This window comes from Nostoc sp. CALU 546 (genome assembly GCF_048836525.1).
The window spans coordinates 1-24,916 of sequence record NZ_JAWJTF010000126.1; the positions used below are offsets into that span (position 1 = coordinate 1).

Consider the following 24,916-nt stretch of genomic DNA (forward strand, 5'->3'; position numbering starts at 1 on the left):
CACCCCCCACTCCCCACTCCCCACTCCCCATTCCCCATTCCCCATTCCCCATTCCCCATTCCCCATTCCCCATTCCCCATTCCCTTCTTCAAGATTTTTCAGCATCGAACCACTTATCATATAGCGATTGATAAGTGCCATTTTCTTTAAGATTTAGTAGGGCCTGATTAATTGGTTTGCGGTAGGGACTGTTGTTAGGCAGAATGATGCCGTAGCTTTCTTCACGTAAGATACTGCCAACAATCTGTACTTTCCCTTTGCCTTCATTAGCAGCATAGAAAAGAAGTACAGGTGCATCAAATACCACGGCATCAGCTTTTTTGGTTTGCAGAGCATTGTAAGCTTGATCAATCTTGTTAACTTCTAGAACTGAAATCTTATGTTCTCGCATATATGTGGCGGCTGTGCTGCCCGCAGTTGTGGCCACTACCTTGCCAGGTAAATCGTCTATACTCCTGATATCGCCCTGAAGCTGTTGTACTGTCAATGAAGTAGTAGCGCTGGCTGTAAAGTAGGCGGCAAAAAGTACTCCAATGAACATCCAGATAATACCTACTAAGCGTCCTAGTACTCCCTTGGGCATTTCATCAGCTTGGGTTGCTAATGTGGCAGCTGACCACCAACAGGCTTTGAAAATGCCAGGAAAGTATGATTTGGGAATCATCCCATCTTTATGATTGCGCTCAGATAACCAAATAATATGGGCTGCTACAACAATTAGCACTAGGGCAACGCCTATTACCTGCAACAGACTAGCTGAGAAAAACAATTGGAAAATATTTGGGAAGGCATTGTCGTTGGTTTCTGAGTTTCTTACCATAATTTGCAGCCCCCCAGCAAAAATGGGTAATGAGAAATCAAAATTCTCCTGGCGTTCGGCTGTAATCGAAATAGCTGAAATCCCTAAATTAGCTTTGTTGTCCTTAATAGCAGAAAGCAGTTCCGGTACAGAGGAATATTCAATAAATTTAGACTCTACACCTATTTGGTTAGCGATATTGCGCCAGAGGTCGATACTGAATCCTGATAGCTCACCTTTGTTTGGTAGCACAAAAGGCGGTATAACTCGTGTAGCTACTAATAAAGGTTGTTGGAGTTGTGGTTTTTGGGCTAGTCCTGGGGATGTCATTAACAACAATGCCAGAATTCCACCTATTAATCCTATGCAGGTATACAGTGCTAAGGAACGCCTGGTTTTGTTTTTCCGGTCATATCTGCCAATTGGGCTTTTTCTCTCGGCTATAATTTGGCGAAATCTAGTAGCGATCGCATTTATCATCAGAATTTTTTTGGGGTTGTATGCATAATCTATTTATCATGCCCACCCCATATCAAATATCACAATTATCATCCCCCTAAAACCGATTTTTTTCAGATTTAGGGGGATGAAGATGGTTAAAGCTAGATTCAAGTCGAACTACAATTTGATGGTAACGGTCTTAACTTCGGTATATTGCTGCAAGCCATATTCGCCGAGTTCTCGACCAATACCAGACTGCTTAAATCCACCAAAGGGTGCAGCAGCATCGAATACGTCGTAGCAGTTTACCCACACCGTACCTGCTCGGAGATTATTTGCGATCGCATGAGCTTTGGTGATATCCTGAGTCCAAACAGCGGCGGCGAGTCCGTACATGGTGGCATTCGCCCGTTGAATTACTTCGTCGATATCTTTGAATTTGATGATGCTCATCACTGGGCCAAAGATTTCCTCTTGAGCAATCTTCATGTCATCGCGGACATCTGCAAAGACTGTGGGGGCGATAAAATAACCCTTGTCGCCGACTCGATTACCGCCACATAGCATCTGTGCACCTTCGCGCATTCCAGATTCGATATAGCTCATCACTCGATCAAATTGGTCTTTGTCTACTTGCGGCCCTTGTTCTGTGTTCGCATCGAAAGGATTACCGACAACGCGTACTCTCGCTCTTTCTACAGTTCTAGCAACGAACTCGTCATAACATTTTTCTTCGACAAATAGCCGCGAACCAGCACAACAGCACTGCCCTTGGTTAAAGAATATGGCATCGTGGGAACCTGCGATCGCTGCATCCATGTCAGCATCGGCAAAGACAATGTTAGGACTCTTACCACCAAGTTCTAATGTGACGCGCTTCAGATTACTTTTGGCTGCCGCTTCCATAATTAGATGACCGACTTCAGTGGAACCAGTAAATGCCACTTTGTCAATATCCATGTGACGAGCGATCGCAGCCCCGGCAGTTGGGCCATATCCTGATAATATATTCACCACACCAGGTGGAAAACCTGCTTCAATAATCAACTCACCTACCCGCAGCGCTGATAATGGTGTTTGTTCTGCTGTTTTAAGAACTACAGTATTACCAGTTGCTAAAGCCGGTGCTAGCTTCCATGCCTGCATCAATAGGGGAAAATTCCAGGGGATAATTTGACCAACTACACCCACAGGCTCATGGCGAGTGTAGCAGAAGTATGGCCCGTTAATCGGAATAGTTTTGCCTTGTACTTTGTCTGCCCAACCTGCATAGTAACGATAGCAGGCGATGACTAGACCCAAATCACCTAATGAATCTTGTAGTGGTTTGCCGTTGTCGAGAGTTTCTAGCCGCGCCAACTCATCGATATTCTGCTCAATTAAGTCAGCTAGCTTGTAAAGCAACTCGCCGCGACGAGCCGCAGATATCTTTCTCCATTCCCCACTATTGAAGGCGTTGCGGGCCGCTTGGACTGCGTTATCTACATCTGGGGCGTCTGCTTCTGATACTTCGCAGATTACCTCACCTGTAGTCGGGTTGATTGTTTCAAATCGGCGATCGCTGACACTATTTACCCACTCATTGTTAATCAACAACTTGGTTGGGCCAATTTTGACCTGTTGTCCTGGTACTGTTGCTATAACCATCAGGCCCTCCTTAAGCTTTAAAAAAATTTGCTTAAATCGCTTAAATCTACTTATTATGTTTGTTGCTGCACAGCACTCTAAATGGATTTCTTTATCAATTCCTTATTTTAGGATAATAGTTAGAGGTTGAGATAGCTATATTGTGTCTAGTTGACTTTCTAGAAGTCGCGTTGGCAAGACAAACCTCTATGTTTGAGTAATAGTTTTGAGATCAGCTTTTAGCGTACAGTTGGGCTTAAGTAATCAGACAGAATTAATTACACAAGTTTTTCCCTGTAACCTGTAACCTGTTCCCTATCTCCACCAATGAATTTAATTGTGTCCGACTACTTAAGGGTTTCAGACATTACTACAAACTCGTATCACCATAAAAAAGCGGAGGCAGTTACGAAGAACCACCTCCTGACAAATTAAAGCTTGGATGGACTGAGAAATGCTTTGACAGCAGCCTAGAAATTAGCTATCTGCTGCTCAAAAACATAGTCAAGACCACTCCCAGGATAATCGATCCACCGCCAAGGATGAATGACCAGAAGCGATGGTAACTGTTGACAATAGTGCCATTTTCACTCTGGAGTTGAATCAGATCCATCCAAGGTGCAACACCTCGACGGAACCAACCTACAGCCCCAACTTGTTCACCAATTAAGCTTTGGACTCGCTTCATCCCAAACAAGAAATTACCAATGGGGCCAAAGCGTGAGGCGTAATGCAGATAAAGCATCCCGCTACGATCCTGAATTTTTAAATCTGAACCAAATTTATAACCAGCGTCGCCACGACCAATGAGTTGACCTTCAAGTTTTGCTGGTTGTCCACGCAACGGACTGGCGTAGGGGTCTGACATTAAGGTGAGAATGTCGGTTTCTGGTGCTTGCTTGTAGTCAGGAAACATCACCAAGGCTTTGACCAGAATTCCTATCCCTAAGCCAATTAGTGGCGCACCTATTACCAAACCTGTGTTTGGAGAACTTGACCACAAAATTACACCCATTACCAAGCCAACGAAGAAACCAATTGTTTCAGCGCCATACAGTACAACATCTAAAAAGAAGTTGCCGTAAAGCCTACTTTTATTAAGATTTTTACCTTCTCCAATAACTCGCCCCATATCAAACTCAGTCGGTAAACCCAACTGTTCGGCATAGTTACTTAATGCGCGAACTCGTTTACCTGTCAATGGGTGAGTTGAATTTAACTCCATCCACCAGCCCCAAGGGTTAAACATATCCCACAGAAAGACACGACCAATTTTTTGGGTATCGGATGAAATGCGGTAGGCGGTTCCTGTGGAAGCGGCGGCTTTATGGTCATAGATACCCAAGGCGCGAGTCCCTTCAATTAAACGGCTGGGTTCTTGTGTCCGTGAACCTTCTTCTAAAATTCCGTAGGCAATCTTCACTAAAGCGCGGGATAATCCATTGGGATTACCTGTACTTTCGGCTGCAAAGTGGTCGGCAAAGTATTCTCGTGTGCGGGAGAGGTACAGCACTAAATATGTACCGATGACATAAAACACGTAGGCAACTAGACCAGCAGTTTGCATCGCATCTTTGATTTTGCTATCGCCACCGCCACGTCCCAATCTTCTGGCTGTAATGTAAATTAGATAGCAAATTTGCACTAAGGTAGAAGCTACTGTCATCACTGCAAAGTCCCAGTGGACGATGTGCCCCAGTTCGTGGGCGTAAACAGTAGCAATTTCATCGTCATCCAAGTATGTGAAAAGTCCTTGACTGACAACTAAACGGGCGCTGTTTGGCAATGAACCATAAGTAAAAGCTGTGGGGTTTTGGTCGTTAATGATTCCCAGTCTTGGGGTTTTCAGCTTTTTCTGCTCACAGATTTGCTGAATAACTTTAGCTGTCTCTGGACTGAGGGTTTCAACTTCTGCTAACTCTACCCAGCGAGTTTGGTAAAGCCAGCCTTGGGTTAAGTCCATGATGAATGGAGATATGAAAAAGGCGGCGATATTAAAAACTAGGGTAATACCAATGGCGATCGCTAATCCTTGGAGTGGATCATCGCTACCTATAATAAATACCAAGCTCAAACCTAAAGCCAACACCATGCCAAACAGCAAGGTCATGGTGACACCAGAAGCTAATGCCAAACTACCACCCACACCCCCCATCGCTAATTTCATCCCAGTGGTAGCGGCGCGACCAGCTTTTTGGCTGGCGTTAGACTGGGTTGCTGGCGTTTGACGGAAGGATTGACTAGCTTGTTCTGCCCAACTGCGAGCCTGTGGGTTTTCACTCATCATTAACTTTTGGCACAGGGTCTTGGCTTTTTCGGTTTCGCCTGTGGCTTGATAGGCTTTCATCAGCCACATCTGTGCTGAAAGATAATCTGAAGAATCGTGTTCTACACAATCACGGCAAAATTGTTCGAGTAATTCAACCGCTTCTTGATAACGTTTTTGTTTTAAAGCGTCTAACCCAGATTGCAATGACATAGGATCTCCCTAGTGAAGGAGTGGTATTTAATCTATCAATACTCAATAGATCCAGCGATTGTCACTGCAATTTCGTAAAAATTTAAATAATGACAGTATAAATTATCTACTTAAGTAAAAGACTAGAAAAACATAAATTATTATGTCTCTCTAGCCTAGGGAACGCATAAATCATATTTAAGACTTTCAGATATAGACCGTGATAATACTTATAATATTGCTGGGAATGTAAATTTATTACGTTTTGCTTATCTGTGTTCAATAATCACAGAATAAATGTTTTGAACCAAGTCTTGCTTCACCCGATCAGAGTAATTATTGATTACCCAGATGGTTCACCCGATTGGAGGAAGACGAATGATGAACATCACCTGAGATTGATAAGATGAAGAAAAGGTAAAGATTTGTACTATGACTATTTTTGATATAGCTTCTCCCCTAATTGCGATCGCAGGACAAACCCGCCAAGCTGCAAGTAAGCTAGCGATTCTCTCCACTGAGGCAAAAAATCAGGCGATTGAGGCGATCGCGCAAGCTTTAGAATCAGCTAGAGATGAAATTTTACAAGCAAATGTTGCTGATTGTAAAGCTGCTACTGCCGAAGGTATTCCCCAACCGCTTTATAAACGCTTGCAGTTAGATGAACATAAATTAAGAGATGCGATCGCTGGGGTACGAGATGTTGGTAAGCTAGCCGATCCAATTGGTAAAGTGCAGATTCACCGCGAACTTGACACTGGCTTAATTCTCAAACGCATCACCTGTCCTTTAGGGGTTTTGGGGATTATTTTTGAAGCCCGTCCAGAGGCGGCGATTCAAATTGTTTCTTTAGCAATCAAATCGGGAAATGGTGTCATCCTCAAATGTGGAAAGGAAGCGGTGCGTTCTTGCGAAGCGATCGTTAAAGCAATTAAACAGGGATTATCTCAAACTGCTGTTAATCCAGATGCAGTACAGTTGTTGACAACTAGAGAAGAAACTCTAGAACTTTTGAAATTAGATAAATATGTAGATTTAATTATTCCTAGAGGTTCTAATTCCTTTGTCAGATTTGTACAGGAAAATACACGGATTCCGGTACTAGGACACGCCGACGGAATTTGTCATCTTTATATAGATAAAGCCGCCGATATTTATAAAGCAGTTCCGATTACCGTCGATGCGAAAGCGCAATATCCTGCTGTTTGTAATGCAATTGAAACTTTGTTAGTTCATCAATCAATTGCTACAGAATTTTTGCCAAAAGTTGCTGAGGCTTTGCAAGAACGCCATGTAGAATTAAGAGGCGATCAACGCACCTTGAAAATTTTACCTAATATTGTAGCTGCAACAGAAACCGACTGGGAAACAGAATACAGCGATTTTATTTTGTCGATCAAGATTGTAGACTCTATAGAAGATGCGATCGCTCATATTAACGAATATGGTTCTCGTCATACCGATGCCATTATCTCTGAAGATCCAACATCTGTTGAAAATTTCTTTGGACTAGTAAATTCAGCTAATATATTCCACAATTGTTCTACCCGATTTGCTGATGGCTTCCGCTATGGTTTCGGTGCAGAAGTAGGAATTAGTACGCAACAAATGCCTCCCCGCGGCCCCGTTGGTTTAGAAGGATTAGTGACATACAAATATCAAATGACTGGCGATGGACATATTGTAGCTACTTACACCGGGGCGAATGCTAAAGCTTTTACTCATCAGGATTTTTAGATGAATTTCTAACTCTGCAATTGTGCAAAAACAAATCATTTTAAATTGTATTTGACGAGTTTCAAGTACGATTCAAAGCCTCTTTTCTACAAAGAGAGAGGCTCTCTATACAAATAATTCCACCAATCTTTTATGCTTATCGGTAAAAGCACAACAATTGTGTGGCATCGAGTGGATTGTTATACAGGCAATCGAAGCGAGTAAAATTGTATGTTTGTGAAATCTCATCAAGAGTTTTCTGAGTTTCAGGAAAATCACTTGAAGAAATATGATTTGCTAACATTAAATACTCTTGGGGAGTAATTAAAGACCAGTCCTTTTGTACATTATCTAAATAGCATTTAAGGTATGTTTCTCGATCTTCTCCTTCTTTACGGACAACATCAATGAGAATAAAAACACCTTTAGAGGTGAGAAGATGCTTAAGCTGACCAATAATCGAGTCCTTTTCTTCAAGGCTTAAATGATGAAGAACAAAAGAGCTTAAAATGACATCGAAGCTATTTTGCTGACTTGACATCAATTCAGGAACAAATTGGGAAATATTTCCTTGGGTAAAGGTTGTGTGGCATTGAATCTTTGCCATATTATTCTTAGCAATCTCTAGTGCAGGTATAGATAAGTCTATGCCTTGGTAGGAAGTAATCGTGCTATTTAACAAAGCTTGGGAAGTAAAGCTAGCATCGCCGCATCCCAAATCAAGCATCTTAAAGGGTTGTTGGAAGTGTCCAAGCAGCAACTCGCGCAGTGTAGAGTAAATTTCACGGTGTCCCATGTAATTGTTATCGAGTATTTTTTGGTAAAGTTTCCACTGCTCGTTAAAAAACTCTTGAGGCGGGAAAAGTTCTTCTTCGCTACTTTTAGAAAGCTTTATATCTAACATATTACTTATTTCCTTAGAATTTATAGTTGATAGGGGTTTCGTAAAAACCACAATATTTTCATATTATCCAATAAGTTGCTGTCTAGTACGTTGTTGCTAATAGCATTTTCTAGGTCAACTACTAAAGAATTAATTTTAAACTAATGCTTTCAGTAACGCCTGAAGTTTAAGCTGCACCTCTGCAAACTCTTTATCAGGATCAGAGCCAGCCACGATACCAGCACCAGCATACAATCTCGCGCGATCGCCATCAATTAACGCTGAACGAATTCCCACAATAAACTCACAGTTACCCTGAGAATCTATCCAACCTAAAGGTGCAGCATATAAACCTCTCTCGAAGCTTTCATAACGACGAATTTCGGCACAAGCTACATCTTGGGCTGCACCTGCAACGGCTGGGGTAGGATGCAATTGTCCGACAATCTTTAATGGGTGTATGTCAGCGGGAACCATAGCACTGATTGGTGTCCATAAATGCTGGATATTCGATAATTGTCGCAGTCGTGGTGCTAATATTTGCGGTAATAAACCTAACTGGCATAGTCGTTGTGTAATGAAATCAAGCACTAGGGAATGTTCATGCTTTTCTTTTTCACTATTTAGTAAGCGATTGGCATTAGCTGCATCTTCAGCAGGGGTTTTACCTCGTGGCGCAGAACCAGCTAAAGCATCAGTGATTAACTGTTTATTATTAATACTAATTAATCTTTCTGGACTTGCACCAATAAAATTTTGTCCTTTGCCATTACTTGTAGAGAAGATATAACAATTAGGATGATTTTGTCTAAGATTATTTAATGATTTAACTAAGTTAAAGTGGTTACTTGATTTTACATCTAATATGTCTGCTAGGACAATTTTACTTAAATGAGTTGACTGAATTTTTTCCAAAACAGATACTACTGAACGTTTAAATTGAGCAGAGTTTGTGACAGATTTTTTATATAAGTTTGTAGGGAAATAATCAATATTAGCAGAGTGATTTTCTAAAGTTTGGATAAATTCAATTTTATTTTGGATTTTCTCCAACCATCTTTCAATATTTACATTTGGATTGATAATTATATTTGTTACTAATATGCAACGCTGATTTTTTACAGCTACTTGCCAACGTGGAAGAAAAATGGTAGCAGATGGAAATGGATAATCTACTTGGGCGTTTTTATCGAAAAAACTGAAATAACAAAAAAAGTGAGGCCCAGAAAAAGGTTGGTTTGCGTTACCAAAATTAATTATATTTTTTAGACAAGATTTGATAAAATATTCTGCTTGATTAAAACGGTCTGAGCCATCAATCTGTAATTTTGCTACAGCATCAATTGCTGCGATCGCTTCTCCTTTACCTCTGTCCTCAAAGTAAAAATTTATTTCATTTGCTTGTGTAAGTTTATCTAATACAAGTAAAGGATCAACTAAATCAATTTCTTGGGAGACACTGACAATTTGTCTGCAATTATTTTTGACGCACTTTTCTTGCACCGCTACCAGAAATTGATATAAATCTTTGTGCTTTACAAACAAGTTACTACGACATGGTGAAACTGTCATGGATCTAACGATAGTAAATTTTTTTTAAGTTAACTTCCTAAAGTGTAATTAATCGTGGTCGTATTTTTACAGGTAACATATTAAGTTGCTATTTCACCAGGGTAGGGTTTGGCTTATTTGTGGTGTTCCCAGACCATGATAAGACAGTTTTGGACTGAGACTGCAACGTAAGTGTGAGTGTTAACAACACAAGGTTAACAAGCCATCATAAAAGTGACAGTTATTTGTATATCGCCCATATCTAGCGTCTCTTTAAATCATAAAATCTAAAGTGTGAGTAATATTCCGGCAATTTAATTAATCACGACTGATGACTACCAAGCAAATTTTATATCCCAACACTAAGTTATGGATGGCAGCGATTAAACCGCCAATGTATAGCGTTGCCATTATGCCCATTTGGGTAGGAACAGCAGTAGCTTATGCCGAAACTAAAATTTTCAATGCTGTAGTATTTTCTACTTTTGTAGCTGCGGCAATCTTAATTCTTGCCTGGGAAAATATCAGTAATGATGTGTTTGATTCTGAAACAGGTATCGATCAAAATAAGCACCATTCTCTGGTGAACTTAACAGGCAATAAGCCATTAATATTTTGGATAGGAAATTTGTGTTTAGGTTTGGGGTTGCTGGGCATACTAGCGATCGCATTTTGGCAACAAGACCTAACTGTGATCGGCATCATTCTACTATGCTGTGGTTTGGGCTATATGTACCAAGGGCCTCCTTTTCGCTTAGGATATCAGGGTTTAGGCGAGATTCTTTGCTTTTTTGCCTTTGGCCCCTTAGCAGTGGAGGCAGCATACTACAGCCAAACCCAAACTTGGTCAATGACAAGTTTAGCAGCCTCAGTGATTGTCGGGATTGCTACAACCTTAATTTTATTTTGCTCACACTTTCACCAAGTTAAGGATGACATAGCCGCAGGTAAGCGATCGCCTATCGTCCGTCTCGGAACCCAAAAAGGGGCCCAAGTCCTAGTTTGGTTTACTGCTAGCATTTATCCCCTCACCTTGCTGTTTGTGCTATTGGGGATTTCTCCAGCTTGGACGTTGCTAAGTTGGGTGAGTTTACCCTTCGCTGTCAAATTATGCCGCCATGTCCAAGAAAATCACAACCAGCCGGACAAAGTTAGTAACTGTAAATTCATCGCCGTAGCCGTGCATTTCTGGGCTTGCTCGTTGTTCGGCTTGGGATTTATTCTTTAGTTGGGCATGGGGCATTGGGCATTGGGCATTTAAACAAAGGGAAATAATGACTAATGACTACAGATTTGAATTTCGTCTATATCAACGAAGATTTTTGCGATCGCTTACCACTAATCATGGTAAGTGGGATATTCGTGAAGGTATTATCCTCCGTCTCACCGATGAATCAGGTAGAGTTGGCTGGGGAGAAATCGCCCCCATTAGCTGGTTTGGTTCCGAAACCTTAGAACAAGCCTTAGATTTTTGTCGCCAACTTCCAGGAGAAATCACAGACGAAACGATTTTTTCGATCCCAGATGAGTTACCTGCTTGTCAATTTGGCTTTGAGTCAGCGTGTGGGAGTGAATTCTTTTCAATGCCCAATGCCCCATGCCCAATGCCCCATGCCCAATCTTTCAGTGGCTTATTACCATCTGGGGAAGCGGCTTTAAATCAATGGGAAACTTTATGGCAGCAGGGATATCGCACATTTAAGTGGAAAATTGGTGTGTATGCGATCGCTGATGAACTAGAAATTTTTGAGTCACTGATACACACCTTACCAGCCTCTACCAAACTGCGATTAGATGCCAACGGTGGACTCAGCTATGAAGAAGCTAACTTATGGCTGTGGACTTGCGACAATCTCAAGGCAAATCCAGAACTACCCCTAGAAATTGAATTTATCGAACAACCGCTACCCGTGGAGCAATTTCAGCAGATGTTGGAATTGAGTATGAGTTATGAAACTGCGATCGCTTTAGATGAATCTGTCGCCACACTTGGACAACTCGCCGCCTGTTATCAACAAGGTTGGCGAGGAATTTTTGTCATAAAGCCTGGGATAGTTGGATCGCCATCTCGTTTGAGAAAGTTTTGCCACCAGCATCAAATTGATACTGTATTCTCATCAGTATTTGAAACTGCGATCGCTAGACTTGCAGCACTCCAACTAGTAACAGAATTATCCCAAAATAACCGGGCAGTTGGTTTTGGCATCGACCATTTTTTTGAACAAGAAGAAACGTGGCTTCAAAGTTTATGGAACGACCTTTAGACTGTCTTAATAACCTAGTTCAAAATGATTGGCTTATCGGTTATAGCAGCCATCAATTTAATCAAATAGCTCAAGAATTATATTTAGAACTAACACAATTATCAGCGTGTGGAACACCACCAAAAATCATCTTATCTGAACGTGAACCATTACGATTTTTAGCCAGTTTTATTGCCGCTTGTGCAGCGAATTGTCCAGTTTTTCTTTGTAACCATGATTGGGGAAAACAAGAATGGCAACAAGTCTTTGATTTAGTACAGCCAGATATTATTTTGGGAATGGGGAATAGGGAATGGGGAATAGGGAATGGAAATAATTACCAATGCCCAATTCCCAATGCCCTATGCCCACTGATTATGATTCCTACAGGTGGTTCATCAGGACAAATTAAATTTGCCATTCACACTTGGGAAACTCTCATCTCATCGGTACAAGGATTTACAGAATACTTTGAACTAAAACAAGTCAATTCGTTTTGCGTATTGCCCTTATATCACGTTAGTGGTTTAATGCAATTTATGCGCTCATTCACTACCGCAGGTAAATTATCTATTCAACCATTTAAAGCTGTAGAATCAGGTCAAATATTAAATATTAAACAATCAGAATTTTTCATATCTTTAGTACCAACGCAGTTACAACGCCTCCTACAAAATCCAGAATTAACTGAATGGCTATCCCAATTTAATACTGTACTTTTGGGAGGTGCGCCAGCATGGAACGAACTCCTAGAAAAAGCCAGATTTCACCACATCCGATTAGCACCTACCTATGGTATGACAGAAACCGCCTCTCAAATTGCTACCCTCAAACCGGATGATTTTCTGAGTGGTAAAATTAGCAGTGGTAAAATTCTTCCCCATGCAAAAGTAACTATTTGCAATCAGCAAGGCGAAATTTTAAATTCCAATCAAATTGGAAATATCACCATTCACGCTCAATCTTTAGCCCTTGGTTACTACCCTAAAAATAGAGAAAATAAAACTGATTTTCAAGTAGATGATTTAGGTTTTTTAGACGAACAAGGTTATTTAAATATAGTCGGACGTAACAGCGACAAAATTATTACAGGTGGAGAAAATATTTATCCAGCAGAGATTGAATCAGCTATCCTATCAACTCAACTGGTTGCCGATATTTGTATCATTGGCATCCCAGATAAACACTGGGGACAAGCTTTAACAGCGATTTACATTCCCAATAAATCAGATACCTCTGCCTTAAAAATCCAAACCCTACTTAAAGACAAACTCAGCAAATTTAAAATCCCTAAATATTGGATTCCACAGGAAAACTTACCCCGTAACTCTCAAGGTAAGATTAACCGCCAAAAGTTACAACAAATAGCCACAGAATTCCTCCATCATTCCATCACATAATCTCTCTCGACTTTCTTCTTTCTACGCCTTCAGCATCTCTGCGGTTAGTTTCCAACCATTGGATTATCTCTTCAGATAATTCCTGCTTACTTCTACTACTCACATCAATACAAACATGGCGAGTAATAGCCTTAGCAACTACCACCTCACCCACTGTAATTTCGTAAGTAATTTCAAACTTATCAACACCTATTTTTTGGGGAATTAAACTAATCAGCAACTTGTCCCCAACAAACATAGGGCGCAAAAAATCAACACTAGCATGAACAATGGGAAACCCCACAGACGGATTAGTAAAAAAATCTTTGAGATTAATACTTGATGCTTCTAAAGATTCTTCATAAGCTTCATGGCAAATACCCAAAACGTTAGCAAAATAAACTACCCCAGCAGCATCAGTATCTTGAAAACGAACCGTGCGGTTATAAGTAAAAGACATTTTTGACAATTGAATATTAAAAAACAGCAAGTTTATTCCCTGCTTTACAAACTAATTTTATTGCAACTAAGATAAGTCAGTGATAAAAATTTAATTTCCCCAATTCTGAGTTTGTATCGATTTGTTTAGCCTCATTCAATGCTTTGGGGTTAAATATATGGTGAGAAAAGCGTAGGCATAGCCCGTCGAAGACATCGCTTCTACATTGACTCCAACGGCGGAACCTCGAAGTCATTAAACGAGGAAACATTGTAAGACGAACCAGCTAAAGCCTTTACCAGCTTGCCGTCTAGAGTCAGCAAAGTAGCACCTACCTGTGTGAAAGTGCGACATAAGAGCCATCGTAGGCGGAGATTCCATAATTTAATGCGATCGCAACTGCATCCGCCATCAAATCAGCCGTGGAGACAACACGCAAGGGGAAGTTTTTGAGAGTTGCTAAATCTGCTGGCACATCAGCAACAGCATAAAGTCTAGCGCGGACATACTTCCAAACGATGTTGCCACACTCAATGTAAAACAGGTCTGGGACAAAGATCGCAGTTTGAGGATTGGCAAGATGAGCAAACAGTTGATTAACTTTCGGAGTTAGTGGATCGTCTGGTATAAATTGCTTAATGGCCACACTTGCGTCTACAACACACCTGAGAGGAATAGTCATCTGTCTCGGTCTTCTCGGATTAACGCAGTACTATCAGTCCATTCCACATTAGTCTGGCGACTCTCACGGCGAAGGCGAATTTCCTCTAATAGTTTTGGGACATTTTTTCGTCTTTCGTCCTCAGTTAACTGTGTTTTTGTCTTCTGCAAAGCGTTCTGCAATATTGTAATAACTTGAGCATCAACTGAGCTATTTTCAGCTTTAGCTAACTCTTGCAGTTGTTCGTACAACTCATCAGGTATGTTTAGCGCATGAAGGGTAGTCATTGATTGACCTAATCGTAGCACGATGGCAGTAGAGGGGAGAGGTTAGGGAGCGATCGCATTTTATTTGTGGGTGCGATCGCTTTATTATCTCTACTACCCACCTGTTTCTTAATCCTTCTCTTGTGATTCCTCTGACAGAGATTTTAGTGATGTTTTTCGTAAAACCCAATCAAGATAAAGTACAAGAATCTGCATTTTCAGAAAGTTGTTAGCATTTTTGATATTTGCATCACTCAGTACCCATTTACAAAACTTTTCCAGCAGTATTCCAACAACGACTTCAACAGACTTATTTACAACCAAAGGGATTAGTGTTTCTAGCATTGCGATTGCCTCAGTAGCTTGACTGAGTTCAATGTCGCAATTTTCTTTTGTAGTTATTTATCTGACTTACCTTGACTTAGCCTGACTTACACTGATTTAACTCCACATTTTGATAAAAACTTTGGCTACACTGGCTTATAAGTAATTGTGGGAGTGGTCAATGTCTATACCAGAGGACTTTCTTAAGCAACTGGAGCAATACAGTGAATTGTCGCACCGAGAGAAAGAAGTCTTTCTGGAAATATTCGGTCGTAGTAAGAATCGAGTCAATGTAACTCAAGAATTAAACATTTCAGAAAGTAACCTCAGCACTTGCCTCACAGGTATTTACAAAAAATTTTGCATCACTGGTAATGGCCCTGTTAAAGAAAGCCGCTTACGGGAGTATCTGAGCAAAAGATACTCACTGCAAAAACCCTCTGGTGATTTAACTACAGATGACGTAGATGATTCTATTGATACCTTAGTGCAAGAAATCCGCAAACAAATCAAACCCTACATCAAAGAAAAGTGCGGAACCATGCGGGTATTAGATATGTCTAAGCCAATTGAGTTAACAGGCAAACGAGGTATTTACACGAATGTCAATATTCTGGAGGAAATAATAGGACGAACACGACTTAAAGTTGCGGAACTAATGCAAAGCTGTGACTATGATAATTTTGAGCGACTTGGACTTAGCGGAGTAAAACAGAAACGAGTCTTAGGATTAGAGGTTATACAGCGTTATAGTAAGCTGATGGTTTTAGGTAAACCAGGAGCAGGAAAAACCACTTTTTTAAAATATCTAGCAATGCAGTGTATTGAAGGGGGATTTCAAGCAAACAGAGTTCCCTTGTTTATCACATTAAAAGATTTTGCAGAAGCACCTAAAAAACCAGATATTTGGAAATTTATTGTTCAACTATTATCAAGCTGTGGTGTAACTCATGCCAGTGTAGTAGTAGAGAAACTGTTGAAACAGGGTAAGGCATTGGTATTGCTGGATGGGTTAGATGAAGTCCGAGAGGAAGACACCAAGCGTATTTTACAACAAATTCGGGAATTTTCTGACCTGTTTCATACCAATCAGTTTGTAATTACCTGTCGTATTGCTGCCAAAGAATACACTTTTGAAAGTTTCACAGAAGTGGAAATGGCAGATTTTGACGAAAAACAAATAGCAATTTTTGCTCGAAACTGGTTCCAGTTGACTGATCCAGTTAAAAGTCAAAGATTCATTCAAAAACTGAAGGATAATAAACCAATCCAAGAACTAGCAAGTAGTCCTTTACTTCTAACATTATTGTGTTTGGTGTTTGGAGATAGTGGAGATTTTCCAGGAAACCGTTCTGAACTTTATCAAGAAGGATTAGATGTATTACTGAAAAAATGGGATGCCAAACGCAACATTGAGAGAGAGCAGGTGTATAAAAACCTATCTTTACAGCGTAAGGAAGACTTGCTGAGTCAAATAGGTTTAACTACCTTTGAGCAGAAAGACTATTTCTTTAAGCAGAAAACTGTCGAAGCATACATTGCTGATTTTATTCGCAACTTACGCAATGCTGACACAGATCCAGAAGTATTGAAACTCGATAGTGAAGCCGTTTTAAAGTCTATTGAAGCACAGCATGGGCTATTAGTAGAACGAGCAAAGGGCATCTATTCCTTTTCTCACTTAACGTTTCACGAGTATTTTGCCGCAAGAGAAATAGTTGCCAACTCTGACTGGGAAACTTTGCTAGAGCATATCACAGAGAAACGCTGGCGGGAAGTTTTTTTGCTCATAACAGGGATGATGAGGAAGGCTGATGATCTGGTGTGGATGATGAAGATACAAATTGATAAACTTTTAGCACAAGATGAAAAAATACAGCAATTTTTAGTATGGGTAAATGAGAAGGCCATTTCAGTTGTAACTATTTACAAACCAGGGGCAGTTCGAGCTTCATACTTTGTCTTTACAGATGAAATTATGAATAATATTACTATTTGTAACGCGAATGGTAAATATATATGTTACTCTGATTTAGCCAAAAAAATAGATCAAAGATTATTTCAAAAATATCAAAATAATGAAATTTCTATTGATAATCTAATGTCTTTCTTGATTAGTAACTCATTAGATGTGGATTTCTATCATAAAAATTTATGTAGTCTTGTTGAAGATATATCAAACTCAGATTTTAAGCAACAGATTAGAGAGATTCAGAATGAACTACCTAGTTTAACTCAAGATAGAGAAGTTCTTTTACAGTGGGTAGTTACCGATAGATATATTTGGGTTGAAAAACTTCGCTCTGTAATAATAAAAAATCGTAATATTGGGCATGACTGGCAATTCAGCGACATACAGAAGAAACTGTTAAACCAGTATTATGATGCAAATAAACTCTTGGTGGATTGCTTAAATAGTGATTGTTATGTTAGCCGAGAAGTCAGGCAGGAAATTGAAGATACCTTGTTTTTACCAATTAAAAGTTAAGAATTTATTAAAAGCTAAGATAATGCCAAACAAAGAGGAGAAAAACGGTATAGTAATTTATTTTAATTTTTAATTTTGACTAATGAAAAAAGATATTTGCGATCGCACTTTTACTTTTTCAGTTCGCATAGTCAAATTGTGCCAGTTTTTAGATGAGAAGCCAGGAGTAGCGCGAACCCTTGCTCAACAGTTATTAAGGTCAGGAACATCGATAGGAGCTAATGTAGAAGAAGCACAAGCTGCTCAAAGCAAAGCAGATTTTATCAGCAAGCTCATGATTGCACTAAAAGAATCTCGTGAAACTCGGTATTGGTTAAGGTTACTGATTGCTTCCGAAATAGTACCTCAAGAAAGAATTAGTCAACTCCAAACCGAAGCCGAAGAACTAACAAAAATCCTTGGTGCCATAATTATCTCCACCAAAAACCCCACCTAACCTCATCCTCTTCAATTTTTAATTTTTAATTTTCAATTTTTAATTCCTAAACGGAGAGGGGGAGATTCGAACTCCCGGAGGTTTTAGCCTCATCCGATTTCAAGTCGGACGCAATCGACCACTCTGCCACCTCTCCAGTAAATCTGTCAAACTTGTGCTTATCCTAGTTTTAGACGCTATTCAGGCGGTTTTTTTGGTTAGCACTAAACTTGACAGATAATACTATACCCTATTATCTACGCAGATTGCACTACTGGATGCGAATGTCTACGACACAATCCGCGATCGCTCGTACAAAATTTCCCCCTTAGCCACCTGAAAGTCATTCCCCACCCAAACTAGGGAAACTTGCGAAACCACGCCCGCCTCTAGGGTGACAATGGAAAAGTTACGCAACTTATCGCCATCATTTTCCACAATCCTGGGGACACTAGCTGCATTTAAGTAAATAGTCCCCTCTGGACTTCTAAAGATGGGCTTGCGCTGTACCTTCTTGGTATGGCGTAAATCTCGGTGCATGTGACCAAATGTCACCAGAGGAATGGTTTTACCAGCAGTCAAGGCATGAGAAATCGCCTCGCCAAAATCTGGATCGCCAAAGTCGCCGCCAATTGGGTGCCAGTCTTTGCCGCAAGGGTCTTCGGGGCGATCGCCTAAACCACTAGGCCCATTGTGACCCAAAAATATAATCGTCTCATAAGCGGCGCTTTTGATCGCTTTCACGATGCGATCGGCGGATTCTTCCAAACTTGTCACACCGTAACGTTCTTTACAGATTTCCGCGAATTTCCACTCTGGGCCACCCCAAGTAAAGGGACGACCCCCCACTACAGTTAAATTCCAAGCGGGAAAATCCAACTTACCGTAACCGACATGGGACGGGCCTAATAAATCGAGTTGTTCCTGTACCCAGTCTTCCTTAGAGCGGTCATAAGGAGCCTTTTTGCGTCCCCATTCGGTGGCGGTATACCAAGCATCGTGGTTGCCCATTACGGCTGCTTTGGGAATATCGAGAGATGCGATCGCTCTGACCACTTCCACCGACTCGTTGCCAAAATCCCCGACAAACAGCGCTAAGTCAACACCCAAATGCTTGAGTGCAATACCATCTTCCACTTCCCATTGGTCGTGAATATCTCCAACTACAGCAATTTTCAGGGTTATCGATTGAGTTTTCTGACTGGTCATGCCACTTTCCTTGCCGTCTATCTCCAGGATATGAAACTCAGCCCGATTTGGACACAACCCCAAAATATCAACCGTCCACTATTTTTGGTAAAAACTACTATAATTGATTCCACAGGACATAAATTTGCAATTTAAAGCACCCCCTAACTGTGTTTACTACTGCACTAGCTCAACGAGAAAAAACCCAACCGGGTGAACTACCACTAGATTTGTTTGCCGCGATTCAGAGTCTCAAAAAAGAACTCAACGCAGTTATCCTGGCGCATTATTATCAAGAGCCAGATATTCAGGATATTGCAGACTTTATTGGGGATTCATTACAACTAGCAAGAGCCGCCGAAAAAACCAATGCGGATGTCATTGTCTTTGCCGGTGTTCACTTCATGGCAGAAACAGCAAAGATACTTAATCCCGATAAATTAGTACTTTTACCAGATTTGAATGCTGGTTGTTCTTTAGCAGATAGTTGTCCACCAGACAAATTTGCAGCTTTTAAAGCAGCGCATCCAGATCATTTGGTGGTGTCTTACATCAACTGTTCTGCTGATATCAAGGCGATGAGCGATATTATTTGTACTAGTTCCAACGCTGTGAAAATTGTGGAGCAGATACCGAAAGAACAGCCGATTATTTTTGCTCCAGATCGGAATTTGGGGCGGTACGTGATGGAACAGACAGGACGAGATTTGGTGCTATGGCAAGGTAGCTGTGTTGTCCATGAAACCTTTTCAGAAAAGAAAATTGTCCAGTTAAAAATAGCCCATCCCGAAGCAGAGGCGATCGCACACCCAGAATGTGAAAGTAGTGTATTGCGCCACGCCAGCTTTATTGGCTCCACAGCCGCTTTACTCAAATATTGTCAAAGTAGCCCTACTAAAGAATTTATCGTTGCTACGGAGCCGGGAATCATTCACCAAATGCAAAAACTAGCTCCTGAAAAGCACTTCATTCCTGCACCGCCGATAAATAATTGCGCTTGTAACGAATGTCCGTTTATGCGGTTAAACACCCTAGAAAAGCTTTACTGGGCAATGAAAAATCGTACTCCCGAAATTACCATGTCAGAGGATATTCGCCTTGCTGCACTGCGACCAATGCAACGAATGCTGGAAATGAGCGTGTAACCAGTATTTTTATCCAGATGGTAGAGACGCAGTTTTGTTGCGATCTCTACCCAAAAGTTATTTTTTTTAATCACTTGCAATTTATAAAACATGGTGCTAAGATTTTAAATCGTGAGACAAATCGGGTCGGTGTCCGAGTGGTTAATGGAGACGGACTGTAAATCCGTTGGCTTGCGCCTACGCTGGTTCAAATCCAGCCCGGCCCACCACTTACGAAGTTATAAGTTATAATGACTGGGAAAGCATCAAAACTCCCAGCATTTTAACTTCTAGCTGAAAAATCAAATTTCGCCCGTGTGGCTCAGTGGTAGAGCACACCCTTGGTAAGGGTGAGGTCACGAGTTCAATCCTCGTCACGGGCTTTTTCCAGAGATACTTAGCAATCCTAAAACATCCTAGATTATCCTAAATGTGTCTTAGAGGATGTTTGAAAAGTCATGATTGATGTATAAAATTTTTTTACCCCACCCTAGCCCTCCCCTTTATAAGGGGAGGGAACTGGATTTTATTGTTTCCCCCCTTTATAAGGGGGGACTAAGGGGGGTAATAATTCGATTAAAATCACAACATACTACTTTTCAAACAACCTCTAAAGGAACAGTAAGTGTTGAACATATCTGAGCAAATTGCAAAAGGTGTTCTTACTGCTGTAGTTGCAAAATGGTGTGATAATTCAGTGGATGTTATAGAAAAAATATCTTGATGCTAAACTTTTAGACCAACTTAAACCGCTTTAGTATTCAGAAATTCACATCCTTACTCAGGCTAAGGTCAGGACTTGTTTCCTCCTCGTTATGGGCTGTTAACTGTTCTTCCACTTTTACATAAGCTTTCTTCACCCAATACCCTCTGGGTGGCTTTTCTACCCCATAAGCTTTACACCACTTTTCTACAGCCTTATCAGACACGCCAAAATCTCTTCCAATTTGTGCAGTTGGCTTTTCCCAAACTAGTTTTCCTAGTTCTTCTTTCGATGGTCTTTCAACTTTTCTGGTATGAATCCTAGAGTCTGGGTTAACCTTTCTGGTTGTTAAATCAACGCCAAACTCCTTGTAGGTTCGCTTAGATGCTGCTTCAGTAAAGTCTGTAAAATCCTCCCACCAGTAAAACGGTGTAGCTGAATTAGGTATCTGGGTAGTTATGTAGCAACCATCAAAGTTAATTGATGGATAAACAACTTTATCTATATCAGGCAGATAAACAGCATAAAATTCAAAGTCATTTACTTTGTACTTCTTTTGATGAGTCCCATTTTTATCTACCCAAATAGTTTTATTGACTACCCTATTGTCTGCTGCGTATTTAGCTTGTATTTTGTAAAATTTATCGTCTTTGTAGACAACAAAATCAAAAGGTAAATGTTCACAAACAAGTGGCGTGAGAATCAAGTATCCTTTAAGCGTTAGATCGGCGATCGCTTTGGTTGCAGCAATATCGCCCTTGTTCTTAGTATGATGCAGCAAAACGAACCCTCAAATGTAGAAATGATCATATCACTTGACGGTGCTTGAGGGTTCATATTAAGTTAAAACGAGCGCGGCAGGGTTCGAACCTGCGACCGATTGCTTAGAAGGCAATTGCTCTATCCACTGAGCTACGCGCCCAAAACAAAATAATGGCTCCCGAAAGAGTCACCTACATTATTATATCGTCTTCACCTACCAAGAAGCAATCAAAAATTGCAGATTTACCACTAGCAAGGCTAAGATGCTAGTCGCTAGTTAGTTCATCTACACCCAAAACGAAACAGATGGGGTATTGGTTTAGATATATTGTGTTGTCAAGGGGTTATTTGCCCGTTAGCGCCAACGCCCTCTGGGCGGCTACCTTCGGGAAGGATTTGGCGATCGCTAGGCTCATTTCCAAAGTATGCTAGGTAATTTCAGCCTTGGCGATACTGCCAAATGCCATTATATATTCCATATTAAGAGTGCCCCTGTGAGGAGTTATTTGCTAGTGCCATGTTTATTCTCAAACGGCAGGATGTTGAAATATCAAGCATTCAGCACCCAAAAAAGGATCAGCAGGTGCCGATTCTCAGTTATCAAGGGCAGACTTTTCGCTTGATTAGTGTTTTCAAAGCTAGTCAAGAGGAAGAAGCTAGAGCCTTATGGAGAGAATTAACGGATAACCGAGGTAAAGCCTGTGTTTTACTGGAGGAACCGGAACGTTTTAGCGTTTGGGGCAAAATCCGTTTAGAGCAGCTGGATAGTGATACAGGGGGTCATGGCAAAACGGCGATTTTAATCCAAGCCGGTATTTTGCTGTTGCAGGGTGTTTCTATCGACATTGAAGAGTTTTTAGGTGCTAGGCAAGCTGCATTATTTGAGAAAGATATTGCAGAAGTATTACAACAGAAACAATTTCCTCAAGCATCTTCCCTAGAGGCAGTGAAATATTTAGTATCTACTAATCCTTTGCCGGCAGCCAAAATACCTGATTGGCAAGAAAATCATGTAGTTATCTTGTTACAAGAACTGCATCGATTAGGAAAGGCCTATTTTGGCAATGCCAATTTTACCAAACAAGTGATTTATAAGCTAGAAGATATGCCAGAAGCCGAGCGATCGCTGTTTATCAATTGGCTAAATCAATCGCCTCTGGGTAAACTATGGCAGTAGCATGGAAATTTTTTAACAAAATTCCTGCCGCTGGCACTTGCTTTTGGTGTCAGGTTGTGTATTACCTAATAGACACACTGCTAGATATACAGTCATTTAACTCAAAATACTGCCAGAGTGCATCTACATAAGTCAAGTCCTATGAATAACTCTTACGAGAATTCGTTCCTTTCTAAATCAATTTTTACCACTCAGAACATTGTCTTAGCTAATATTGGCTGGGCCGTACTGGCGCTGCTATACTTTTTATTGTTTAGTGCCAAAGTTCCCGGAGCGGATGGCATAGAAAGCCGAGCCGAGTGGTATGTGATTGGCACAAATATTTTTGAAGCTTTAGCTTATTTGGGTGCCAGTATCTTATGCTTGAGGAACTGGCTAAGTCCGCAAATCGTCAGTGGACGGAATGTTTGGCTCTTAATTGGGTTAGGTATGCTTTCCTATTTCGTTGGGGGGATATTTTTCGGCTATACCGAAATAATTTTGAAAGATGAACCGGATGTGTCTTTAGGCGATATATTTTTTGTACTTAGTTATCTATTACTTGGCGCAGGAATGATTTTAGCTGTGGCTTCCAGGCGAATCAATCTAGAAAAATGGCAGTGGCTAATTGTGTTAGCAATTGCAATGTTCGGTAGTTTGTTGGCATGGTGGATTTCTATGCAACAAGAAACACCCTCAGAACTGCTAGTCGCTATTTTGAATTGGTTTTACGTAGTTAGCGATGTGGTTTTGTTAATTATTGCTACCACTCTGTTGCTAGCCTTTTGGGGGGGAAGAGTTTCTCAGTCTTGGCGAATGATTGCGGCGGCGGCTTTTTCGCTCTACATTGCAGATATGTGGTTTAAATACGCCCAAGACCCCAATTATCAAAGTGGGGAAATATTAGAAGTGTTTTGGGTGTTTAGTGGAGTGTTATTTGGACTGGGCGCTGTCTTAGAATATGACGCATCACTAAGACGAACGCGGCGTACCAGTGGACGTAAACGAGCTTAGTAAAGATTTTTGGTATCTACCGTGAGAAAATTAACAGACTCTGACAAGCAAGAAATTCTTAAGTTATATCGAGAGACTGCCGAAACAACCTCAACTTTGGCAGACCGCTATGGTGTGAGTAATTCGACAATTAGTCGCCTGCTCAAAAGCACGTTGCCAGAAGATGAGTATGAATACTTAGTCTCTTTGAAACGAGCTGCGAGAACTCCTGAGGGAAGGGCACAGGTAAGCTATGAGCAGTTACCACTGCTAAGTCAACCAGAGCCAGAGATAGAAGTTCCACCTATAGAGAGCCACCCTGTGGAAGTACCAAAGGTTGAGCCACTACCACGTAAGATAATTCGTGTAGAGCAGGAACTTTACTCAGAGGAAACGGCGGAGTCAATTGCCGCTAGTAGACGGGTACGGCGACGCCCTTCGGCGGCGGAAAAACCCAAGCTCCGAGTCACAGAGAAATTAGAAACTCCAGAGCCAAAGCTGCCGGAAATAGTCAGCATCCCCATCCCACCCCTCAAGAATGAACATCCAGGAGCGGCCGTCATCGCGCACATGCTGGGCGATGATTTGCTCGACGAATCAGAGGATTTGGATGATTTAGATGATGATGATTTAGAAGATGATGACTTTGAGGAAGAAGACTTTGATGACGATGACCTGGATGATGACAGACCTTTAGTCACAAAAAGAAGACCAGGTGAAGCATCAGTTCAAGTTTTACCTTTGTCGATAGCCAATTTGCCGAAAACTTGTTATTTGGTAATTGACCGTTCCTCAGAATTAATTACCCGACCTCTGAAGGACTTTGGTGATTTGGGGCAAATTCCCAGCCTGGAAACCCAGCAAAGAACTTTACCAGTGTTTGATAACCATCGCGTCGCCAAGCGTTTTTCTACGAAGCGCGATCGCGTGATTAAAGTTCCCGATAGTAAAATGCTCCATAAGGCTCGTACTCATTTGGAAGCTAAGGGCATTACGCGATTGTTGATTGATGGTCAGGTCTATTCTTTGTCTATGGTTTAAGATTGGGCGATTCCATTTTGGATTTTGGATTTTGGATTAAATTTCAATCTAAAATCCAAAATCTAAAATCTAAAATTCTTACTCCTTTCAACTGTAGACAGCCCTTGCAAAACGCTCTGCTAAGTAGATAATGTCTTGTCTACGAGCAATTTGATTCATCCATTGTTTGGGAATATTTTCCACCCCATAATAAATTCCCGCTAACCCACCGGTGACGGCGGCGGTAGTATCTGTATCTCCGCCTAAATTGACAGCTTTCA

Annotated in this window: 23 protein-coding genes and 4 tRNA genes; 13 read left to right on the forward strand and 14 right to left on the reverse strand. The window is 40.9% G+C overall.

What is annotated here, in order from left to right:
* Positions 1 to 88: 88 nt before the first annotated feature.
* The 3 genes from RRG12_RS37145 to RRG12_RS37155 form a co-directional block, all read right to left on the reverse strand.
* Positions 89 to 1,279: a transporter substrate-binding domain-containing protein gene (locus RRG12_RS37145; protein WP_420762655.1), complete on the reverse strand. Its 1,191-nt coding sequence runs from the start codon at positions 1,277 to 1,279 to the stop codon at positions 89 to 91.
* 138 nt (positions 1,280 to 1,417) lie between these two features.
* Positions 1,418 to 2,887 (reverse strand): aldehyde dehydrogenase family protein, encoded by a 1,470-nt coding sequence (locus RRG12_RS37150; RefSeq protein ID WP_420762656.1) that lies wholly within the window; start codon positions 2,885 to 2,887, stop codon positions 1,418 to 1,420.
* Positions 2,888 to 3,347: 460 nt separating this feature from the next.
* Entirely contained in the window at positions 3,348 to 5,345 is a 1,998-nt protein-coding gene (locus RRG12_RS37155; RefSeq protein WP_420762657.1) for a M48 family metalloprotease, read from the reverse strand.
* A 411-nt stretch (positions 5,346 to 5,756) separates the two neighbouring features.
* Here RRG12_RS37155 and RRG12_RS37160 point away from each other — a divergent pair, with 411 nt between their 5' ends.
* Positions 5,757 to 7,061 carry a glutamate-5-semialdehyde dehydrogenase gene (locus RRG12_RS37160; RefSeq protein WP_420762658.1) on the forward strand — a complete coding sequence of 435 codons (1,305 nt, stop codon included), beginning with the start codon at positions 5,757 to 5,759 and terminating at the stop codon, positions 7,059 to 7,061.
* A gap of 136 nt (positions 7,062 to 7,197) precedes the next feature.
* On the opposite strand, the gene RRG12_RS37165 is transcribed toward RRG12_RS37160, so the two are convergent.
* Both RRG12_RS37165 and RRG12_RS37170 read right to left on the reverse strand, forming a co-directional pair.
* Positions 7,198 to 7,944, reverse strand: a complete 747-nt coding sequence (locus RRG12_RS37165) for a class I SAM-dependent methyltransferase (RefSeq protein WP_289796964.1) — start codon at positions 7,942 to 7,944, stop codon at positions 7,198 to 7,200.
* Between the two features lie 135 nt (positions 7,945 to 8,079).
* Entirely contained in the window at positions 8,080 to 9,495 is a 1,416-nt protein-coding gene (locus RRG12_RS37170) for an isochorismate synthase (protein WP_069072125.1), read from the reverse strand.
* A gap of 310 nt (positions 9,496 to 9,805) precedes the next feature.
* Between RRG12_RS37170 and menA the strand changes: the two genes are divergently transcribed.
* The 3 genes from menA to RRG12_RS37185 are packed head-to-tail and all read left to right on the forward strand — an operon-like array spanning position 9,806 to position 13,117.
* A complete protein-coding gene (gene menA, locus RRG12_RS37175) occupies positions 9,806 to 10,702 on the forward strand; it encodes a 2-carboxy-1,4-naphthoquinone phytyltransferase (RefSeq protein WP_069072124.1) in 897 nt (298 codons plus the stop codon).
* Positions 10,703 to 10,748: 46 nt separating this feature from the next.
* On the forward strand, positions 10,749 to 11,738 hold the full coding sequence (locus tag RRG12_RS37180) for an o-succinylbenzoate synthase (protein WP_420762659.1): 990 nt from the start codon (positions 10,749 to 10,751) through the stop codon (positions 11,736 to 11,738).
* Positions 11,723 to 13,117 (forward strand): 2-succinylbenzoate--CoA ligase, encoded by a 1,395-nt coding sequence (locus RRG12_RS37185; RefSeq protein WP_420762660.1) that lies wholly within the window; start codon positions 11,723 to 11,725, stop codon positions 13,115 to 13,117. The genes RRG12_RS37180 and RRG12_RS37185 overlap by 16 nt, the downstream gene beginning before the upstream one ends.
* Here RRG12_RS37185 and RRG12_RS37190 read toward each other — a convergent pair.
* The 4 genes from RRG12_RS37190 to RRG12_RS37205 form a co-directional block, all read right to left on the reverse strand.
* The gene (locus tag RRG12_RS37190) at positions 13,110 to 13,556 is read right to left on the reverse strand and encodes an acyl-CoA thioesterase (RefSeq protein ID WP_420762661.1); all 447 of its coding nucleotides are present in this window, start codon (positions 13,554 to 13,556) and stop codon (positions 13,110 to 13,112) included. The two genes, RRG12_RS37185 and RRG12_RS37190, sit on opposite strands and share 8 nt — an antisense overlap.
* Before the next feature lie 310 nt (positions 13,557 to 13,866).
* Positions 13,867 to 14,217, reverse strand: coding sequence for a type II toxin-antitoxin system VapC family toxin (locus RRG12_RS37195; RefSeq protein ID WP_420762662.1), 351 nt, complete (start codon positions 14,215 to 14,217; stop codon positions 13,867 to 13,869).
* A complete protein-coding gene (locus RRG12_RS37200; protein ID WP_420762663.1) occupies positions 14,214 to 14,483 on the reverse strand; it encodes a hypothetical protein in 270 nt (89 codons plus the stop codon). Before RRG12_RS37200 ends, RRG12_RS37195 begins: the two co-directional genes overlap by 4 nt.
* Before the next feature lie 108 nt (positions 14,484 to 14,591).
* Entirely contained in the window at positions 14,592 to 14,807 is a 216-nt protein-coding gene (locus RRG12_RS37205) for a hypothetical protein (RefSeq protein ID WP_420762664.1), read from the reverse strand.
* Between the two features lie 160 nt (positions 14,808 to 14,967).
* Here RRG12_RS37205 and RRG12_RS37210 point away from each other — a divergent pair, with 160 nt between their 5' ends.
* Positions 14,968 to 17,274, forward strand: a complete 2,307-nt coding sequence (locus tag RRG12_RS37210) for an NACHT domain-containing protein (protein ID WP_420762665.1) — start codon at positions 14,968 to 14,970, stop codon at positions 17,272 to 17,274.
* Between the two features lie 82 nt (positions 17,275 to 17,356).
* Positions 17,357 to 17,710 carry a four helix bundle protein gene (locus RRG12_RS37215; protein WP_420762666.1) on the forward strand — a complete coding sequence of 118 codons (354 nt, stop codon included), beginning with the start codon at positions 17,357 to 17,359 and terminating at the stop codon, positions 17,708 to 17,710.
* A gap of 51 nt (positions 17,711 to 17,761) precedes the next feature.
* On the opposite strand, the gene RRG12_RS37220 is transcribed toward RRG12_RS37215, so the two are convergent.
* Both RRG12_RS37220 and RRG12_RS37225 read right to left on the reverse strand, forming a co-directional pair.
* A tRNA-Ser gene (locus RRG12_RS37220) sits at positions 17,762 to 17,846 on the reverse strand.
* A 131-nt stretch (positions 17,847 to 17,977) separates the two neighbouring features.
* Positions 17,978 to 18,898, reverse strand: coding sequence for a TIGR04168 family protein (locus tag RRG12_RS37225; protein WP_420762667.1), 921 nt, complete (start codon positions 18,896 to 18,898; stop codon positions 17,978 to 17,980).
* Positions 18,899 to 19,047: 149 nt separating this feature from the next.
* Between RRG12_RS37225 and nadA the strand changes: the two genes are divergently transcribed.
* The 3 genes from nadA (at position 19,048) to RRG12_RS37240 (ending at position 20,384) form a co-directional block, all read left to right on the forward strand.
* On the forward strand, positions 19,048 to 20,022 hold the full coding sequence (gene nadA / locus RRG12_RS37230; RefSeq protein ID WP_420762668.1) for a quinolinate synthase NadA: 975 nt from the start codon (positions 19,048 to 19,050) through the stop codon (positions 20,020 to 20,022).
* A gap of 123 nt (positions 20,023 to 20,145) precedes the next feature.
* Positions 20,146 to 20,231 (forward strand) — tRNA-Tyr (locus tag RRG12_RS37235).
* 81 nt (positions 20,232 to 20,312) lie between these two features.
* A tRNA-Thr gene (locus tag RRG12_RS37240) sits at positions 20,313 to 20,384 on the forward strand.
* 378 nt (positions 20,385 to 20,762) lie between these two features.
* On the opposite strand, the gene RRG12_RS37245 is transcribed toward RRG12_RS37240, so the two are convergent.
* Both RRG12_RS37245 and RRG12_RS37250 read right to left on the reverse strand, forming a co-directional pair.
* Positions 20,763 to 21,485, reverse strand: a complete 723-nt coding sequence (locus RRG12_RS37245; protein ID WP_420762669.1) for a group I intron-associated PD-(D/E)XK endonuclease — start codon at positions 21,483 to 21,485, stop codon at positions 20,763 to 20,765.
* A gap of 68 nt (positions 21,486 to 21,553) precedes the next feature.
* Positions 21,554 to 21,626: transfer RNA gene (locus tag RRG12_RS37250), tRNA-Arg, on the reverse strand.
* A gap of 146 nt (positions 21,627 to 21,772) precedes the next feature.
* On the opposite strand from RRG12_RS37250, the gene RRG12_RS37255 reads away from it, so the two are divergent.
* From RRG12_RS37255 to RRG12_RS37270, 4 genes are all read left to right on the forward strand, one after another.
* Positions 21,773 to 21,898 (forward strand): hypothetical protein, encoded by a 126-nt coding sequence (locus tag RRG12_RS37255; RefSeq protein WP_420762670.1) that lies wholly within the window; start codon positions 21,773 to 21,775, stop codon positions 21,896 to 21,898.
* 85 nt (positions 21,899 to 21,983) lie between these two features.
* Positions 21,984 to 22,643, forward strand: a complete 660-nt coding sequence (locus RRG12_RS37260; protein WP_069072114.1) for an Npun_F0813 family protein — start codon at positions 21,984 to 21,986, stop codon at positions 22,641 to 22,643.
* A 141-nt stretch (positions 22,644 to 22,784) separates the two neighbouring features.
* Entirely contained in the window at positions 22,785 to 23,636 is an 852-nt protein-coding gene (locus tag RRG12_RS37265; RefSeq protein ID WP_069072113.1) for a hypothetical protein, read from the forward strand.
* Between the two features lie 21 nt (positions 23,637 to 23,657).
* Positions 23,658 to 24,656, forward strand: a complete 999-nt coding sequence (locus RRG12_RS37270; protein WP_420762671.1) for a transposase — start codon at positions 23,658 to 23,660, stop codon at positions 24,654 to 24,656.
* Between the two features lie 87 nt (positions 24,657 to 24,743).
* Here RRG12_RS37270 and RRG12_RS37275 read toward each other — a convergent pair.
* A partial coding sequence (locus tag RRG12_RS37275) for an ADP-ribosylglycohydrolase family protein (RefSeq protein ID WP_420762672.1) occupies positions 24,744 to 24,916 on the reverse strand: 173 nt, incomplete at its 5' end.

Excerpts from the sequence above, each read along its gene's own strand:
- RRG12_RS37145 (WP_420762655.1), bottom strand. The coding sequence starts at position 1,279 with ATGATAAATGCGATCGCTACTAGATTTCGCCAAATTATAGCCGAGAGA.
- RRG12_RS37150 (WP_420762656.1), bottom strand. The coding sequence starts at position 2,887 with ATGGTTATAGCAACAGTACCAGGACAACAGGTCAAAATTGGCCCAACC.
- RRG12_RS37155 (WP_420762657.1), bottom strand. The coding sequence starts at position 5,345 with ATGTCATTGCAATCTGGGTTAGACGCTTTAAAACAAAAACGTTATCAA.
- RRG12_RS37160 (WP_420762658.1), top strand. The coding sequence starts at position 5,757 with ATGACTATTTTTGATATAGCTTCTCCCCTAATTGCGATCGCAGGACAA.
- RRG12_RS37165 (WP_289796964.1), bottom strand. The coding sequence starts at position 7,944 with ATGTTAGATATAAAGCTTTCTAAAAGTAGCGAAGAAGAACTTTTCCCG.
- RRG12_RS37170 (WP_069072125.1), bottom strand. The coding sequence starts at position 9,495 with ATGACAGTTTCACCATGTCGTAGTAACTTGTTTGTAAAGCACAAAGAT.
- menA (WP_069072124.1), top strand. The coding sequence starts at position 9,806 with ATGACTACCAAGCAAATTTTATATCCCAACACTAAGTTATGGATGGCA.
- RRG12_RS37180 (WP_420762659.1), top strand. The coding sequence starts at position 10,749 with ATGACTAATGACTACAGATTTGAATTTCGTCTATATCAACGAAGATTT.
- RRG12_RS37185 (WP_420762660.1), top strand. The coding sequence starts at position 11,723 with ATGGAACGACCTTTAGACTGTCTTAATAACCTAGTTCAAAATGATTGG.
- RRG12_RS37190 (WP_420762661.1), bottom strand. The coding sequence starts at position 13,556 with ATGTCTTTTACTTATAACCGCACGGTTCGTTTTCAAGATACTGATGCT.
- RRG12_RS37195 (WP_420762662.1), bottom strand. The coding sequence starts at position 14,217 with ATGACTATTCCTCTCAGGTGTGTTGTAGACGCAAGTGTGGCCATTAAG.
- RRG12_RS37200 (WP_420762663.1), bottom strand. The coding sequence starts at position 14,483 with ATGACTACCCTTCATGCGCTAAACATACCTGATGAGTTGTACGAACAA.
- RRG12_RS37205 (WP_420762664.1), bottom strand. The coding sequence starts at position 14,807 with ATGCTAGAAACACTAATCCCTTTGGTTGTAAATAAGTCTGTTGAAGTC.
- RRG12_RS37210 (WP_420762665.1), top strand. The coding sequence starts at position 14,968 with ATGTCTATACCAGAGGACTTTCTTAAGCAACTGGAGCAATACAGTGAA.
- RRG12_RS37215 (WP_420762666.1), top strand. The coding sequence starts at position 17,357 with ATGAAAAAAGATATTTGCGATCGCACTTTTACTTTTTCAGTTCGCATA.
- RRG12_RS37225 (WP_420762667.1), bottom strand. The coding sequence starts at position 18,898 with ATGACCAGTCAGAAAACTCAATCGATAACCCTGAAAATTGCTGTAGTT.
- RRG12_RS37255 (WP_420762670.1), top strand. The coding sequence starts at position 21,773 with ATGGGGTATTGGTTTAGATATATTGTGTTGTCAAGGGGTTATTTGCCC.
- RRG12_RS37260 (WP_069072114.1), top strand. The coding sequence starts at position 21,984 with ATGTTTATTCTCAAACGGCAGGATGTTGAAATATCAAGCATTCAGCAC.
- RRG12_RS37265 (WP_069072113.1), top strand. The coding sequence starts at position 22,785 with ATGAATAACTCTTACGAGAATTCGTTCCTTTCTAAATCAATTTTTACC.